Origin of the sequence: Kitasatospora sp. NPDC048298, from assembly GCF_043201465.1 — a bacterium.
In the GTDB taxonomy this organism is placed as follows: Bacteria; Actinomycetota; Actinomycetes; order Streptomycetales; family Streptomycetaceae; genus Kitasatospora.
The window spans coordinates 144032-157801 of record NZ_JBICYZ010000015.1 but is presented as its reverse complement, the minus strand read 5'-3'; the positions used below and the strand labels follow the sequence as shown (position 1 = coordinate 157801).

Below are 13770 nucleotides of genomic sequence, written 5' to 3'. Positions count from 1 at the left end.
GCACAACCCACCCCGCAAACCGCCAACCCACCAAAACCGGAAGGAACTTACTGTCCCACACTCACCCCAACCGACTTCGCCAGCAGAGTCGCCTGGCCGACTTCCTGTGCAACGGCGGGTTGGGCGGCAGGTAGCGCGAGGGGCCCGGGAATTGAGGAAAGCTTTCTTCGCCCTCGCCCGTGGGTTCCGGCTGGCGCTGGGCGCGTGGCGTTGGTGCGTGAGAAGTCGGCCTGGCCGACTTCTCACGCAGCGGGCTGCGAGACGGCGGGCCACTGGGCAGGTGAACGGTTCAGGACGGCATCACAGCCCGACGCAGAGAGTCGAGGCCGAGCAGCGCAACACCCCTGCGCAGGAAGTCGACCCAGCTGACTTCTCACGCAGCGGGCCGCGAGGCGGCGGGCTGCAGGGCGGGTGAACGGTTCAGGGGGCATCGCGGCCGGCGCAGGGAGTCGGGGCCGGGCGGCGCGCCGCCGCTGCGCAGGGAGTCGGCCTGGCCGACTTCCTATGCTGCGGTGGAGAGGGGTCGGCCCGCGTGGCGGCGGCGGTGGTAGTAGGAGCAGGCGAGGGCGAGAGTGATGGGGCCCCAGAGCATCGCCGTCGAGGTGCAGATCCGGCCGAGGGCCATCCACCAGGCGTTGCTGTAGCCGACTTCCTTGAACACGCCCAGCCAGGCGAGGGGCATGCCACCGAAGAGGGCCACCAGGGTCAGGCCGCCGAGCACGGCCGGGACGAGTGCCGCGAGTGGTGGCACTCGGCGGCCGCGCAGCACGGGTACCCAGCGCGGGAAGACCTCGCCCCAGCCGCTGACCAGCCCCAGGGTCAGGATCGTCAGCGCCTCGGTGACCACGCTCAGGCCGATCACGTACGGCGTGCACCACCAGACGTAGGCCGGGGCGGTCGGGTCGACCGTCCCCATCCGGAAGTCGAACGCGAACGGCAGCCGCCACAGGCAGTGCGGCAGTACGACGAACGGGAGGGCCTTGGCGAGCCGCAGGGCCCACCGGGGCACGGGGCGTTCGGTGTCACCCACCGGGATGTTCTTCAGCATGTGTCCACCGTCCCGGACAGCACCCCCGCCCCACGTCCGCCCCGAGGCCGGTTCCCCTCCCCCGCGCGAGCCAGCCCGCCGTCGGCCCAGCGGTGGAGCCGAGGCGTCAGCCGATGGAGGCCAGGCCGAAGGCGGACTTCACCAGCCCGATGACGTACGGGGTCTCGGCGCCCTTCAGCGCGGTCGGGTCGGTCGAGTACACGACCGTACGGGCGAGGTCCCGGGTGGCGAAGACGCCGCTGGTGGAGCCGGGCCGGGAGCCCGTCTTGCCCCAGACCACGATGCCGTCGGACGCGAGGCGTTCGAGCCCCATGCTCATGCACGCGGCGCCCCCGCAGTGGCTGCTGTGCGGGGCGAGGGGCACGTCCGGGACGGTGAACAGCTTCTCCTGCTGGGCCGGCGGGAGGAGGCGCCCCCGGAACAGGGCGGTCATGAAGCGCTCCAGGTCGGAAGCGCTGGAGATCATGCCGCCCTCCGCCCAGGGCCACGGGCTCTGCTCGGTCACGTCCGCCCGGTGCGAGCCGCCGTCGGCGTCGGGGACGGTCAGGTACGGGTGGGTCGCGGGGTGCCGCAGCCGCGGGTCGTCGGCGTCCGGGAGGTCGGTGTCGCGCAGGCCGAGCGGGCGGATGATCCGGTCGCGCAGTTCGTCGGCGTAGCGGTGGCCGGTGACCTTCTCGACGACCAGCCCGGCGACGAACGTGTTCATGCCGTTGTACTGCTGGGCGGTGCCGGGGTCGAAGCCCAGCTTCTGGCCCTTCATCGTGGCGACGACCTCCTCGGGGGTGGCCGAGTCGAGCCGGTGCTCGGCGAACCAGCCGGTGGTGCCGTCGCCCCAGGCCTTGCCGTCGCCGGCGGGCAGTCCACTGGTGTGGTTGAGCAACTGCCCCACCGTGACGGCCTCGTAGGGGAAGTCCGGGAGGTACTGCCGAACGCTGCCGTCGAGGTCGATCCGCCCCTCGGCGGCGAGTTGGAGGACGACGGTGGCGGTGAAGATCTTCGAGATCGACCCGATCCGGAACCTGCCCCGCGGGTCCACCGACATCCCGCCCTCCGCCGAGGTGCCCTCGAACCTCCCCGCGGAACCGGTGACCCGCACGAAGGCGGCGGAGACGTCGGCGGCGGGCCGCTGGGCGAGGGCGGCGCGGATCGCCGCCCGGTCCAGCGGCGGTACGGAAGCAGAGGCAGCGGAAGCAGAGGCAGCGGAGGAGACAGGCGCAGCGGCGAGGGCGGGCGCGCCCACCCCGACCGTCAGCGCGGTCGCCAGGGCCCCGGCGGCGGCCAGGACGGCCCAACGGCTCCGACTCTTCCACGCGTTCACGTTCGTACTCATGTGCGTCCGGCTCCAGACTGTTCGTCCCCCGGCCGGCGGTTTCCGGCCCGGCGACGAGTCTTCCGGCGACGCCCGCCCGGGGCATCAGGGGCGGGACGCCGCCACCCCCTGATCTTCCGTCAGGGTCGACCCGGAGCCGCAGCACGGTCCAGTCGGACCGGAAACGATCAGAATCGTCGCCGATCACATCCCATAAAGCGACTTCAGGAAATCGAAGTTGACCAACTTCGTACACCCCACGACTTGCTCCCCCCAACCGTCGGAAGCGGCCGATGACCCCCGGGTACGGTACGTGCGCAACGCACCCCGGCCGACCGATCGGAGACCTCGCATGCCCCCTGCCGTCCTGCGTCTGGGCGATCTGGAGATCGCGTTCACGACCAGCTTCCGCCTGGGTTTCGACACGAAGGGCAAGCGGACGCGCCGTTCCAGCGCGTTCTACCACCCGCTGCCCCCCGAGGGCTTCCAGGCGCTGGGCAGCGTGGGCCTGCCGTCGCTGACGGACGCCAACGGCGTGGTGGCGGCGCCGTGCGTGCGCCAGGCCGCCGGTACGGGCGGGAGCCTGCTCGCCCGGCCGGTGGACTACACGTGGGTGTGGGACGACACCAAGACCGGCGGGCAGACGGACGGTACGTGCTGGCGGCCGGTGCCGCCGCCCGGGTACCGGGCGCTGGGCAACGTCTTCGTCAACTCGTACGACAAGCCGTCACTCGACGATGTCGTCTGTGTCAAGGAGGAGTTGACCATCCCGGTCGAGGCCGGCGACCTGCTCTGGGACGACGGCGGTGGCGGCGGCAAGTACGACTTCAGCGCCTGGCGCATCGCCGCCCCGACCGGCTTCGTGGACGACAGCCCCGGGGCCACCAAGGCGGTGATCGCCTCCGAGTCCTTCGTCGCGCTCGGCGGCTACGACAAGCCCTCCCGGGCACCGGAGTTGTACGCGCTGCTGCTGCCGCTGCCCTCCGAGCACACCGAGGTGACACCCGTCCCGCCGCAGCTGACCGGCCGCACCCGGCCGGCCGCCGCCACCGCCGCGGTCTCCGACCACCGCGTCCGGGTGCCGCTCACCGCCGTGCGCGACGACGCCAAGTCCATGGCCTGGCGGGTGGAGAACTCCCCGTACTACACGATCGAGCGTCGCGCCTGGTGGTCGCTGCTGCTGTTCAACGACAACCGCACCTCCAGCGACCAGACGGTCGAGGACGCCGTGACCGTCGGCGTCGAGAAAACCAGCAGCGAGACCTTCCAGGCCTCCACCGCCGTCAGCGTCACCGCCGAGGCCGGCGTCAAGGTCTTCGGCATCGGCGCCACCGTCTCGGCCACCGTCAGCACCGAACTCGGCTACGAGAGCTCCACCTCCGTCTCCGAGTTCCGCTCCCGCACCCTCACCCGGCGGCTCGTCACGCCCAAGAACACCGCCGGTGCGCTCTGGGTCGGCTCGTACGGGCTGCGCACCCTGCGCGCGGACGGCAGTGTGGTGGCCACCCAGCTGAAGTTCGACGGGGACGCCTTCCACCACGCCCAGTACCCGGAGGTGCAGGGCGAGACCACCACCTCCCCCGCCTCCGGCTCCGGCTCCGTGCCGGCCCAGGCCCGGCTGACGCCGAAGCACAGCGGCAAGGCCGTGGACGTCGCCGGCGGCTACGCGGCCACCCAGGACGGTGTCCTCGTCCACCAGTGGGAGTGGCTGAACGGCAGCAACCAGAAGTGGCGCCTGGAACCCGTCGCCGACGGCTACTACCGCCTCATCGCCCAGCACAGCGGCAAGGCCCTCACCGTCGACCAGGAGTCCACCGGCGACGGCGCCGCCATCGTCCAGGCCCAGTGGACCGGCGCCGCCGGCCAGCAGTGGCGCGTCGAACCGGCCGGGGACGGCCACTACCGGCTCACCGCCCGCCACAGCGGCAAGGTCCTCGACGTCGCCGGCGGCCCGGCCGACCAGCGCAACGGCGTCCAGCTCCGGCAGTGGGAGTGGCTGGCCGCCGACAACCAGCGGTTCCGCCTCGACCCGACCAGCTGACCCGCACGGAGTCCCACACGGAATCCCCGCCCCGACAGTTCGGCCGGGGCGGGGATTCCCCGGTGATCGGGTCGGGTAGCTGTCCACGGTGCGTCGGGGCCGCCCGTGTCGCCGTCGCTCCCGGGAGGTCGGGAATGAGGTCGGGAACGTGCTCACCGGAGGTTCCTCCCCCGACTCCCCCGACTCCCTCGCCCCCTCCCACGTCCCCTCCCCCGTCCCCGATCCGCCAGGCCGTGATCCTCGCGGGCGGGCGCGGCGGCCGGCTCGCCCCGTACACGGACCTGTGCCCCAAGCCGATGGTCGAGGTGAACGGCGCACCGCTGCTGCGCCACCAGATCGACCGGTTCGCCGCCGCGGGCGTGGAGACGGTGGTCGTCTCGGCGGGCTACCGCTCGCAGGTGATCACCGACTACGTGCGCACGGCGGCCCTGCCGGTCCGCACCACCGTGGTCGTGGAGGACCTCCCGCTGGGCCGGGGCGGCGGGCTGAAGCTCGCCGCCCGCGCGCTTCCGGCGCCGCGGGAGCCGTGGTTCGCCGTCTACGGCGACATCTGGGCCGAGTTCCCGCTCACCGCGCTGGCCGCTCACCACGTACGGTGCGGGGCGCTGGCCACGGTCGCCCTGGTCCCGCCCCGGCTGCCCCACGGCACGGTGGTCTGCGACGCCGGCGGGAGGGTCGCCGAGCTCGCGGCGCCACCCCCACCCGGCTGCACGGTCAACGGCGGGGTGTACGCCTTCGCACCCGGTGTGGTCCCCCTGCTTCCGGACGAAGGGGACCACGCGGACACCACGCTGCCGCACCTCGTCCGGCTGGGACAGCTGGCCGGCTACCGCACCGACGGCTTCTGGTGCGCCGTGAACACCCCTGGCGACCTACGGGAGTTGCGGGCCCGCGTGGCGCCGTAGGCCCAGGCGGCGTAGGCGGCCCGGCCCGCTTCCACTCCCCCGCGGCCTGCGGTCAGTTGTCCACCGGAGGCAGCACGTTCTGCTGGTAGGCGGCCGGGTCTCCGGCGTTGCCCGGCACCTTGTACAGGCAGACGATGTACGACTCCAGGCCGTCCTTGGTCTCGCCCGTCCCCTCCCCCGCGGCGCGGGCGCAACCGAAGCGGGTCGTGGCCTTCCAGACCACCTGGGTGAACAGGCCGGTGCCCGGGTTCTGGTCGTAACCGGGCTTGTCGAACCGGTAGTTGCCGCCCTGCTTGTACCAGGCGTCCACCGCGGAACGCGCCGGGGCCGGGTCGATGCCCAGTTCGAGGGGGCCGCTCCAGCCCCACCACGCGTTCTCTCCCGCGCCCTTGACCCGGCCCTCGTGCACCAGGTCGAGCCTGCGACCGGTGCTCAGGTGGATGACGCGCTGCTTGGCGTACTCGACGAGTTCCGGATCGACCGTCAGGGGCGGGGAGTTGTGCCTGGCGCGGTACTGGTTGTGCGCCTGGAGGGCCTCGTCCTGGAACGCCTGGTCCGTCACGACGGGAAGCGCGGGGCGGGGGTAGCCCTCGGCGGCCTGGACGGGCTGCGCCTGGACGGGCTGCGCCGGCACGAGCACGCCGACGGCCGCCGCGGCGCTGCACGCGCCGCTCAGGACGGCGTTGCGGATTCGGCGTCGTTCCACGGCGGTCTCCTTCGCACTTCGAGCGATCGTCAGCGGCTTAACGCCGCCGCGGGAGACGAGGGCACGGGAGGTCAGGCGGAAGGATCAGTCCCGGCCGCCGCGACGCCGCGGGCTTCAGCCGGTGCTCCGGGCCTGCTCGATCTCGTCGAGGTGGGACTCGCCCCAGGCCAGGAGGGGCTGCAGGGCCTGCCTGAGGGATCGTCCGAGGTCGGTGAGTTCGTACTCGACGTGCGGCGGGACGACCGGGAAGACGGTGCGGGTCAGCAGCCCGTTGCCCTCCAGTGAACGCAGGTGCTGGGTGAGGACCTTGGGGGTGATCCCGACGACTGCCCGCTGCAGTGCGCTGTAGCGGGCGGTCCCCTCGGACAGCACGCAGAGGATCGACAGCATCCACTTGTCGGCGACCAGGTCGAAGACCCGGCGGGTCGTGCAGCCCTGCTCCAGCTGCACCGTGGTGCCGGCGTCAGCGGCCTTGGCGACGTTCCGAGATGAGGTGACACTATCCATTTGGGAAGTATGGCACTTCGTTGTGCATACTTCCCGGCCCGAGCCGTACTCCAGAGACTGGATGCGTGACGACATCGCAATCTCTGGACGCGTCCGCCCTCCGGGCGGCATCTCAAGGCTCCGGTGGCTCCGGTGGCTCCGGTGGCTCCGGTGGCTCCGGTGGCTCCGGTGGCTCCGGTGGCTCCGGTGGCTCCGGGGCGGTACTGGCCGTTCTGTGCACCGCCCAGGCCCTCGACATCATGAACCTCTCGTCGGTCAACATGGCGTTGCCCGAGATGGCACGGGACTGGAACGCCTCCCCCGGGCAGCTCTCCTGGGTGGTCTCGGCCTACTCCCTGATGTTCGCCGGCTTCCTGATGGTGGCCGGGCGGGCCGCCGACCTGTACGGGCGGCGCCGGGCGCTGCTGTGCGGGATGGCGGTGTTCGCCGCCGCGTCCGCGGTGGTGTGGGCCTCGCACTCGCTGCTGCTCGCCGTGGCGGCCCGCGCGGTCCAGGGCGCCGGTGCGGCGGTGACCGTCTCGGCCGCACTCGGCCTGATCGGCGCCCTGTGGCGTACGGAACCGGGGCGGTCGCGGGCGCTCGGAGCGTTCGGCGCCATGGGCGGCGTCGGCCTCGCGTTCGGGCTGGTCGTGGGTGGCGCGCTGGCGGGGTCGATCGGGTGGCGGTCGATGTTCGCCGTGAACGTCCTGGTGGTGGTCGCGCTCATCGCGGGTGTGCTCGCGCTGATCCCCGCGGACACGCCCGTGGACCGTGCCCACGGACGCCTCGACCTCCCCGGTGCGGCGCTGGTGACCGTCGGTCTGCTGGGGCTCTCCTTCGCCTCGACCCGGCTCGGCGCGAACGCGGCCGATGCTCCCGGCTGGACGGCCGCGGCGCTCGCGGTGGCCCTGCTGACCGGCTTCGGGCTCTGGCAGCGCCGGGCGGACCAGCCGCTCGTCCCGCCGGCGGTGTGGAAGCGGCCGAACCTCGCCGCGGCCCTGGCGGTCGCCGTCCTCATGTACGCGGGTTGGGTCGGGGTGAACTACTTCGCCGCACTCCTGTTGCAGAACGTCCTCGGGTTCAGCCCGCTCGCCACGGGCGTGGCCTTCCTGCCGCTGGCCGTCGGCGGCACCCTCCTGCCTCTCGTCGCGGGGCGCTTGCTCCCGCGGCTGGGCGCGCGGCGGCTCATGCTGTTCGGCCTGACCTGCTACACGATCGGCCTCGCCCTGTTCTCGCTGGTCGGCCCCGGGGCGAACTACTGGGCCGTCATCCTGCCGCTCCTGGTCGTCCTCGTCATCGGCCTCTCGCAGACCTTCGTGTCGGCGAACGTCACCGCGCTGTCCGGCGCGGGAACCGGTGAACAGGCCCTGGCCGGCGCCCTGTTCAACACCGCGCTCCAGGTCGGGGGCGGACTCGGCCTCGCGGTCCTGTCCACCGTCGCCGCCACAGCCGGTGACGACGTGCTGGGCGGCTACCGGGCGGCCTTCCTCACAGCGGCGGGCCTCTCGCTCGCGGCGCTGCTCACCGTCGCCGTCGCCGTCCGCGGCCCCCGCAGCCCGAGCGGCTGAGCGGCTGAGCGACCGGCGGCGAATCAACTCGGTGGCCGCCACGGGCGGACCGGCCCTACGCTCCCGGGAACAGGTGTTCCTCGAAGGGGTGGGGCTGGGGTGGGCCTGGGTGGGGATGACACGCAGTTCCACCGTCCGGGCCGTCAACGCGTTGACCGCGCGCTGGGCTTCCGCGCTACCGGAAGGCGGCACGGCCTTCACCACCGCCGGGGTGTGGCCGCTGCTCGCCCTGCTGGCGCACGGCGCCGCCGGCCCCGCCCGCGGTGAACTCGCCGACGCCGTCGGCATCCCGGCGGAGCACGCCGCGGAGGAGGCGCGGGGCCTGCCGGCCGCGATCGATGCGATGCCGGGCATGCGGAGTGCGCTCGGCCTGTGGACCGACGAGACGCTGCCGCTCGAACCGGGCTGGCTCGCCGAGCTCCCCGAGCACGTCCACCAACAGCTCACCGGCGACGCGGTCTCGGACCAGGCTCGACTCGACGCCTGGGCTGCAACGTGCACCGACGGCCAGATCGCGTCGATGCCCGTCGACGTCGACACCGACACCCGGGTGGTGCTGGCCGGCGTCCTGACGGTCCGCACCGACTGGATCCGCCCGTTCGAACGTGCCGGCCTGGAGGCGGGGGCGGGCCCTTGGCGGGGCAGAGACCTGGCCGGGCTGTTCCGGACCACCGCACTGCTCGACCGGGTGGGAGTCGCACAGACCCCGATCGGCCCGATCACCGTACTGCAGGTCCTCGGGGCCCAAGGAATCGACGTCCACCTGTTCCTGGGAACCGAGGACGCCTCGCCCGGGCAGGTACTACCCGCAGCCGTACGAACCCTCGACGACCGCAGGTCGGTGCTCCCAGGCGACCGACTCCCCTACGGCACTCCAGGCCCCGGGCTGACCGTCGAACGCATTCCCAGCCTCGACGGCACACCGGAGCTGCTGGTGGAGACGGTGCCGTTCACCGTCACCGCCCGCCACGATCTCCTCGAAGACCCCGACCTGTTCGGCCTCCGGACGGCGACGGACCGAACCCGAGGGCACTTCCCCGCCATCAGCAACGATCCGCTGGCGGTAGGGGCGGCCGCCCAGACGGTCACCGCCACGTTCGGGGAGCGCGGCTTCCGTTCCGCGAGCGTCACCGCGCTGAGCGTGGCGGCTGCAGGGCTGCCGCCGCAGTACCGCTACCGCGCCCGCAGGATCACCGCCCGATTCGACCGCCCCTTCGGCTTCCTCGCCATCCACCGCACCTCACGGCTCGTCCTGAACGCCGGCTGGGTCACCGAACCCGAGGCCTTCGAGGAGCCGGCCTGGGAATGGTGAGTCCGTGAAGCAAGGGACCGCACCGGGCCGAAGCGCGGCCGCACAGGCATCACGCCAAGGGAGTGGGAAGTCGGGCGGGCCGACTTCCCACTCCCTTGGGCTTCCCCCGGCCGGCGCCGGGGGCTGCGGAGGTGGTCAGGCCATGCAGGCGTACCACTGGGTGCGGGCGAAGGCCGCGCCGCCGACCCAGTAGTTGACGTTGTACGCCGCCGTGCACTGCTCCGTCTTCGACAACGTCCTGGGGTAGGCGTTCGCCTGGGTGCCGGCGGCGAGGACGAGCACGGGGGCCAGCACGGCCGCGGCGGCCGCGGTGGCGGCCAGTCGGCGGATGTTCATGGGTGTGGGTTCCTCCTTCGAAACGGCGGCCGGGCGCTCCCCCGCGAAGCCCGGCCGGAGTGTTCGGCTCCGTACGCCACATCCTGGCAGCGGCCGTCGACACGGGGATATCCCATAAATCTCGGATGTCGGAGGAGTGGGAAGTCGGCCTGGTCGACTTCCCACTCCTGTTGGTTCATCGGGGTGTTGGGGTGGGGCTATGCCGGGGTTCAGGGGGCATCGGGGGCGGTGGCGGCGAGGTCGAGTTCGGCCCAGACGGTCTTGGAGTTGGGGTGGCGGGGGATGGTGCCCCAGCGGTCGCAGAGCGCGTCGATGAGGGTGAGGCCGCGACCGCTCTGGGCGTTGGGGGTGTGGACGACGGGGAGGATGGGGAGCCTGTCGCCCCGGGGATCGCTGATCTCGATGCGCAGGGTGGTGCCCCGGCGCACGGAGGTGGTGAGGGAGAGGTGAAGCTCGAACCCGCGCCCCGCAATGCGTCCGTGCGTGATCGCGTTCGCGGCCAGCTCCGCGATGACCAGCAGCGCGCAGTGGAAGGGCTCGGTGTGCGTGGAGTGCAGCCCCCAGTCGGTGAGTTGACGTCGTGCCAGGCGGCGGCCGATGGCGGCGCCCTTGGGGGTGGCGGCGAGGAGGGCGGTGCGGGACCGGGGGTTGTCGAGGGGGATGTCCGTCGTCATGGCAATCAAGCGTGGCGAGGCGGAAGTACGCTGACCAGGATCCCGGCAGGCACGGAGAGTGCCTGTACGGACACCAAGGGTCGACATGACGGTCGGCCCGGATCAATCGATCGCAAGGGCAGGTGGTACTCATGGCTGGCGTCGAGCGCACGGTGTTCGATGACGGCGAGACGGCGGAGAACTCGGACGGGGTCGCGGAGTTCTACAGCGCGGTGGGCAAGCTGATCAAGCACTTCCGCACGCGGGCCGGCATCACGCAGAAGGAGCTGGCCAAGCTGACCGGCTACAGCGAGGAGCAGATCGGCGCGATGGAGCGAGGTGTGCGAACGGCGAGGGTCGAGTTCCTGACGATGGTAGACCCGATCATCAACGCCGGTGGCGCCCTGAAGGTCATCGCGGACGATGTGATGAAGGCCAAGATCCGGATGAGCGAGCGTCATCCGGCCTACTCCAAGGCCTTCACATCGGAGGAACACCGGGCCATCGAGATCCACAACTACGAAACGATGGTGATCCCGGGACTGCTGCAGACCGAGGCGTACATCCGCGCTCTGTACGAGATGCGTCGGCCGATCCTCTCCCCCGAGAAGATCGAGGAGTGGGTGGCCGCACGACTGGCCCGGCAGGAGATCCTGACCCGCTGGCCCCTGCCGGTGGTCACGTGGGTGATCGACGAGAGCGTGCTGCGGCGCCCACTGGGCGGGTGGGACGTGCACAAGGAGCAGCTCCAACATCTACTGAAGGTGGGGCAGATGCGGGGCCCCGAACTCCAGGTCATGCCGCTCGACCGGATGAGCCACGCGGGCATGAGCGGCTCGTTCACGCTGCTGACCCCGCCCAACCGGCCGCAGATCGGCTATGTCGCGGCGCAGCACGTGAATCGTCTGATCACGGACCCGGTGGAAGTCCGTAATATGGCCGCACGGTACAGCAGTATCCGGGCCCAGGCCCTGGGGCTGAAGGAGTCCCTGGCCCTGATCGAAGCGATTCTGGGAGAGCGGTAGGCATGGCCGAGCTGGCGTGGTTCAAGAGCAGCTACAGCACCAACGAGGACGCCAACTGCGTCGAGGTTGCCGAGACCCCGGGTGTCGTCCACGTCCGTGACTCCAAGGACAAGAGCGGCCCCCAGCTGGCCTTCGAGCCGGCCTCGTGGGACGCCTTCGTGAAGTTCGCCGCCACCGCCGAGGTCTGACCGACCGGACCTCCCCTCAACGGCCCACCGCCTACCGGGCGGCGGGCCGTTGGCGTATCGACAGATCCGCTCTGTACGGGTCCGGCCCGCGCGTGTCAGCCGCCGATGCTCGGCTTGCCGTTCTCGATGTGGCCCATGAAGCGGCGCCGGTAGGTGGAGCCCTTCTCCATGGTGGTGAAGGTTGCGTCGTACCAGCCGTGAGTGTCCTTGGCTTCCCAAGTCATCGTTACCGGCAGCCCGTTCGCGGGAATTTCCTTCTCCTGCGGGTCGGCGTCGCCGTACCCGCCCTCGGTCCGGGCGAGTTTCACCTTGACGGGCGTAGAGCCCCGGTTGGTGACAGTGAGCTTCAGTTCCAGAGCCTTCTCGTCCACCGTCGTGGCAACGCCGACCAGCGCCGAGTCGCCGGTGGTCTTGCCCGCGAACTCGCGCCGGAAGCCGTTCGGGCCGACGAGGGTGAAGTTGTAGGCGCCGTCCTTGACCGGGACGCCCTCGACCTCGACACCGAGCACATCGAAGTGATGAGGGACGTCGAACTCACCGGCGTACGGGTAGAGCGTGAGGTGCACGCTTTCCTTCCCGCTGTTGTGCATCCGCAGGATGAAGTTCTGCGTGTCGTCGTCGAACGTCCCGTGGGCGTCGGGCTGGTAGGGCAGCGGCCGCGCCCAGCGGGTCTTGAACTCGGCAGGCAGGCGTCTCACGGGCTTGGTGCGGCCGAAGTCGAAGACCGAGGAGAGGTCCCCCGCCACGGTACGACGCCACCGGCTGATGGCCGGCTGGTGCACGCCCAGCCAGTTCTCCAGGAAGCGGACCTGCGAAGTGTGATCGAAGATCTGCGAGTTGACGAAGCCGCCGACCGTCCACGGGGACACCGCGATCATGGGCACCCTGGTCCCCAGCCCGATGGGTACGCCGTCCACGAGCTCGTCGGCCCACCGCCACGGCGGCACCGGCGGCGGGACGTGGTCGAAGAGGCCGCCGTTCTCGTCGTAGCTGATCAACACGATGGTGGAATCCCACACTTCGGGCTTCTGGGCGATGGCGTCCAGCACCTGGTAGGCGACCTGCTGACCGAATCCCGGTGACGAGTTCCCCGGGTGCTCCGAATCCCGCGCCGAGGCGAGCAGGTACGACACCTGCGGCAGCTTGTTCGCAGTGACGTCGTCCGCGAACGCTTGGACGAAGCCACGGATGCTGTCGACGCCGCCTCCGTTCTTGGCGGGCCTTTGACGGCGCAACCCGCGCTCGAAGAGGCTCCGCTCGGAGGGGGAGAGTTTCTTGACCTCGGCATCCAGGGCGTCCAGATCGGCCTGGCTGATGTCGTCCGGCCCAGGAGGGGAGCTGTCGTTGTCCGTCGGGTGGTAGAAGTTGTACAGGCTGTGCCGGTTCTTGAGTTTGCTACTACCCCCCAGAACCTTGAGGGCGATCCTCCGGAACTCCTCGTGGAATTCCAGGTTGTTGTCGTAGAAGTTGTCCCACTCCTGGTAGACCTGCCAGGAAACCCCGGCGGCTTCCAGGAGTTCCGGGTAACTCGTCCAGTTGTAGGCCTCCTTGCTCCCGGTCTTCTCCCGCACGTGGGCCTCGGAACCGGTCACCCGCACCCCCGTGGGTTCCCAGCCGCCGAATCCGGAGAAGAAGTAGTTCCGATTGCTGGTGGTCTCGCCGATCACGGACGAGTAGTAGCCGTCGCAGATGGTGAAGGCGTTGGCCAGCTGCCGGTAGAACCCGACCACCTCGGGCTGGTCGTAGAACCCCATCGTGGCTGCCGTCTTGGCCGCCACCCAGCGGTCGTACCAACCCTCGTGCCAGGCCTCGTGACCGCCCTCCCAGTTGTGATTGAGATCGTTGTCGGTGTCCTTGCCGGGGATCGGCCACCGCTGCGGCCCGTCGGAGCCCGGCTGTTGCTTGACCGCCGTCTTGCCGTCGGGCAGTAGGACCATGTTGCGGTCCTCGAAGCCCCGCACGCCGTCGAAGCCCTTGCCGAAGTAGTGGTCGAAGGAACGGTTCTCCTGCATCAGGAGGACGACGTGCTTGACCGCTTTGAGCCCTCCCTTCGGCGGCTGGCGCTTCATGGCGTCCTTCAGGGACTGCGGCAGGTCGGTCGGGACCGTCTTGTCACTCATCTCGTCTCCATGGATGGGGCGCACGGACCGCTCGGCCGGATTCCCCGGTCGAGCGGCCGGTTTCGACAAGGCG

13 protein-coding genes are annotated in these 13770 nt (G+C 70.9%); 6 read left to right on the top strand and 7 right to left on the bottom strand.

The window, feature by feature from the left end; all coding sequences use genetic code 11:
• Positions 1-502 precede the first annotated feature (502 nt).
• Together ACGF0D_RS15255 and ACGF0D_RS15250 are read right to left on the bottom strand one after the other, a co-directional pair.
• Positions 503-1048 carry a hypothetical protein gene (locus ACGF0D_RS15255; protein ID WP_392916230.1) on the bottom strand — a complete coding sequence of 182 codons (546 nt, stop codon included), beginning with the start codon at positions 1046-1048 and terminating at the stop codon, positions 503-505.
• Between the two features lie 106 nt (positions 1049-1154).
• Positions 1155-2378, bottom strand: a complete 1224-nt coding sequence (locus ACGF0D_RS15250; RefSeq protein WP_392916227.1) for a serine hydrolase domain-containing protein — start codon at positions 2376-2378, stop codon at positions 1155-1157.
• Positions 2379-2709: 331 nt separating this feature from the next.
• On the opposite strand from ACGF0D_RS15250, the gene ACGF0D_RS15245 reads away from it, so the two are divergent.
• Both ACGF0D_RS15245 and ACGF0D_RS15240 read left to right on the top strand, forming a co-directional pair.
• The gene (locus ACGF0D_RS15245) at positions 2710-4398 is read left to right on the top strand and encodes an RICIN domain-containing protein (RefSeq protein WP_392916224.1); all 1689 of its coding nucleotides are present in this window, start codon (positions 2710-2712) and stop codon (positions 4396-4398) included.
• Positions 4399-4631: 233 nt separating this feature from the next.
• The gene (locus ACGF0D_RS15240) at positions 4632-5303 is read left to right on the top strand and encodes an NDP-sugar synthase (RefSeq protein ID WP_392916221.1); all 672 of its coding nucleotides are present in this window, start codon (positions 4632-4634) and stop codon (positions 5301-5303) included.
• Positions 5304-5355: 52 nt separating this feature from the next.
• Here ACGF0D_RS15240 and ACGF0D_RS15235 read toward each other — a convergent pair whose 3' ends face one another.
• A complete protein-coding gene (locus tag ACGF0D_RS15235) occupies positions 5356-6009 on the bottom strand; it encodes a CAP family protein (protein WP_392916219.1) in 654 nt (217 codons plus the stop codon).
• 114 nt (positions 6010-6123) lie between these two features.
• Positions 6124-6516 (bottom strand): winged helix-turn-helix transcriptional regulator, encoded by a 393-nt coding sequence (locus tag ACGF0D_RS15230; RefSeq protein ID WP_392868932.1) that lies wholly within the window; start codon positions 6514-6516, stop codon positions 6124-6126.
• A gap of 65 nt (positions 6517-6581) precedes the next feature.
• On the opposite strand from ACGF0D_RS15230, the gene ACGF0D_RS15225 reads away from it, so the two are divergent.
• Both ACGF0D_RS15225 and ACGF0D_RS15220 read left to right on the top strand, forming a co-directional pair.
• A complete protein-coding gene (locus tag ACGF0D_RS15225) occupies positions 6582-8063 on the top strand; it encodes an MFS transporter (RefSeq protein ID WP_392916216.1) in 1482 nt (493 codons plus the stop codon).
• 115 nt (positions 8064-8178) lie between these two features.
• Positions 8179-9375 carry a serpin family protein gene (locus tag ACGF0D_RS15220; protein WP_392916213.1) on the top strand — a complete coding sequence of 399 codons (1197 nt, stop codon included), beginning with the start codon at positions 8179-8181 and terminating at the stop codon, positions 9373-9375.
• Between the two features lie 135 nt (positions 9376-9510).
• Here ACGF0D_RS15220 and ACGF0D_RS15215 read toward each other — a convergent pair whose 3' ends face one another.
• Entirely contained in the window at positions 9511-9711 is a 201-nt protein-coding gene (locus tag ACGF0D_RS15215; protein WP_392868935.1) for a hypothetical protein, read from the bottom strand.
• Between the two features lie 209 nt (positions 9712-9920).
• Positions 9921-10385, bottom strand: coding sequence for an ATP-binding protein (locus tag ACGF0D_RS15210; RefSeq protein WP_392868936.1), 465 nt, complete (start codon positions 10383-10385; stop codon positions 9921-9923).
• 131 nt (positions 10386-10516) lie between these two features.
• On the opposite strand from ACGF0D_RS15210, the gene ACGF0D_RS15205 reads away from it, so the two are divergent.
• Complete coding sequence (locus tag ACGF0D_RS15205; RefSeq protein ID WP_392916211.1) at positions 10517-11389, top strand: helix-turn-helix domain-containing protein; 873 nt, start codon at positions 10517-10519, stop codon at positions 11387-11389.
• 2 nt (positions 11390-11391) lie between these two features.
• Positions 11392-11577, top strand: a complete 186-nt coding sequence (locus tag ACGF0D_RS15200) for a DUF397 domain-containing protein (protein WP_392916208.1) — start codon at positions 11392-11394, stop codon at positions 11575-11577.
• Positions 11578-11672: 95 nt separating this feature from the next.
• Here ACGF0D_RS15200 and ACGF0D_RS15195 read toward each other — a convergent pair whose 3' ends face one another.
• Positions 11673-13697, bottom strand: a complete 2025-nt coding sequence (locus ACGF0D_RS15195; RefSeq protein ID WP_392916205.1) for an alkaline phosphatase family protein — start codon at positions 13695-13697, stop codon at positions 11673-11675.
• Positions 13698-13770 lie beyond the last annotated feature (73 nt).

Bases quoted from the DNA above. Each gene is read 5' to 3' on its own strand.
- ACGF0D_RS15195 (WP_392916205.1), bottom strand. From the start codon at position 13,697: ATGAGTGACAAGACGGTCCCGACCGACCTGCCGCAGTCCCTGAAGGAC.
- ACGF0D_RS15245 (WP_392916224.1), top strand. From the start codon at position 2,710: ATGCCCCCTGCCGTCCTGCGTCTGGGCGATCTGGAGATCGCGTTCACG.
- ACGF0D_RS15255 (WP_392916230.1), bottom strand. From the start codon at position 1,048: ATGCTGAAGAACATCCCGGTGGGTGACACCGAACGCCCCGTGCCCCGG.
- ACGF0D_RS15250 (WP_392916227.1), bottom strand. From the start codon at position 2,378: ATGAGTACGAACGTGAACGCGTGGAAGAGTCGGAGCCGTTGGGCCGTC.
- ACGF0D_RS15215 (WP_392868935.1), bottom strand. From the start codon at position 9,711: ATGAACATCCGCCGACTGGCCGCCACCGCGGCCGCCGCGGCCGTGCTG.
- ACGF0D_RS15205 (WP_392916211.1), top strand. From the start codon at position 10,517: ATGGCTGGCGTCGAGCGCACGGTGTTCGATGACGGCGAGACGGCGGAG.
- ACGF0D_RS15230 (WP_392868932.1), bottom strand. From the start codon at position 6,516: ATGGATAGTGTCACCTCATCTCGGAACGTCGCCAAGGCCGCTGACGCC.
- ACGF0D_RS15220 (WP_392916213.1), top strand. From the start codon at position 8,179: ATGACACGCAGTTCCACCGTCCGGGCCGTCAACGCGTTGACCGCGCGC.
- ACGF0D_RS15210 (WP_392868936.1), bottom strand. From the start codon at position 10,385: ATGACGACGGACATCCCCCTCGACAACCCCCGGTCCCGCACCGCCCTC.
- ACGF0D_RS15200 (WP_392916208.1), top strand. From the start codon at position 11,392: ATGGCCGAGCTGGCGTGGTTCAAGAGCAGCTACAGCACCAACGAGGAC.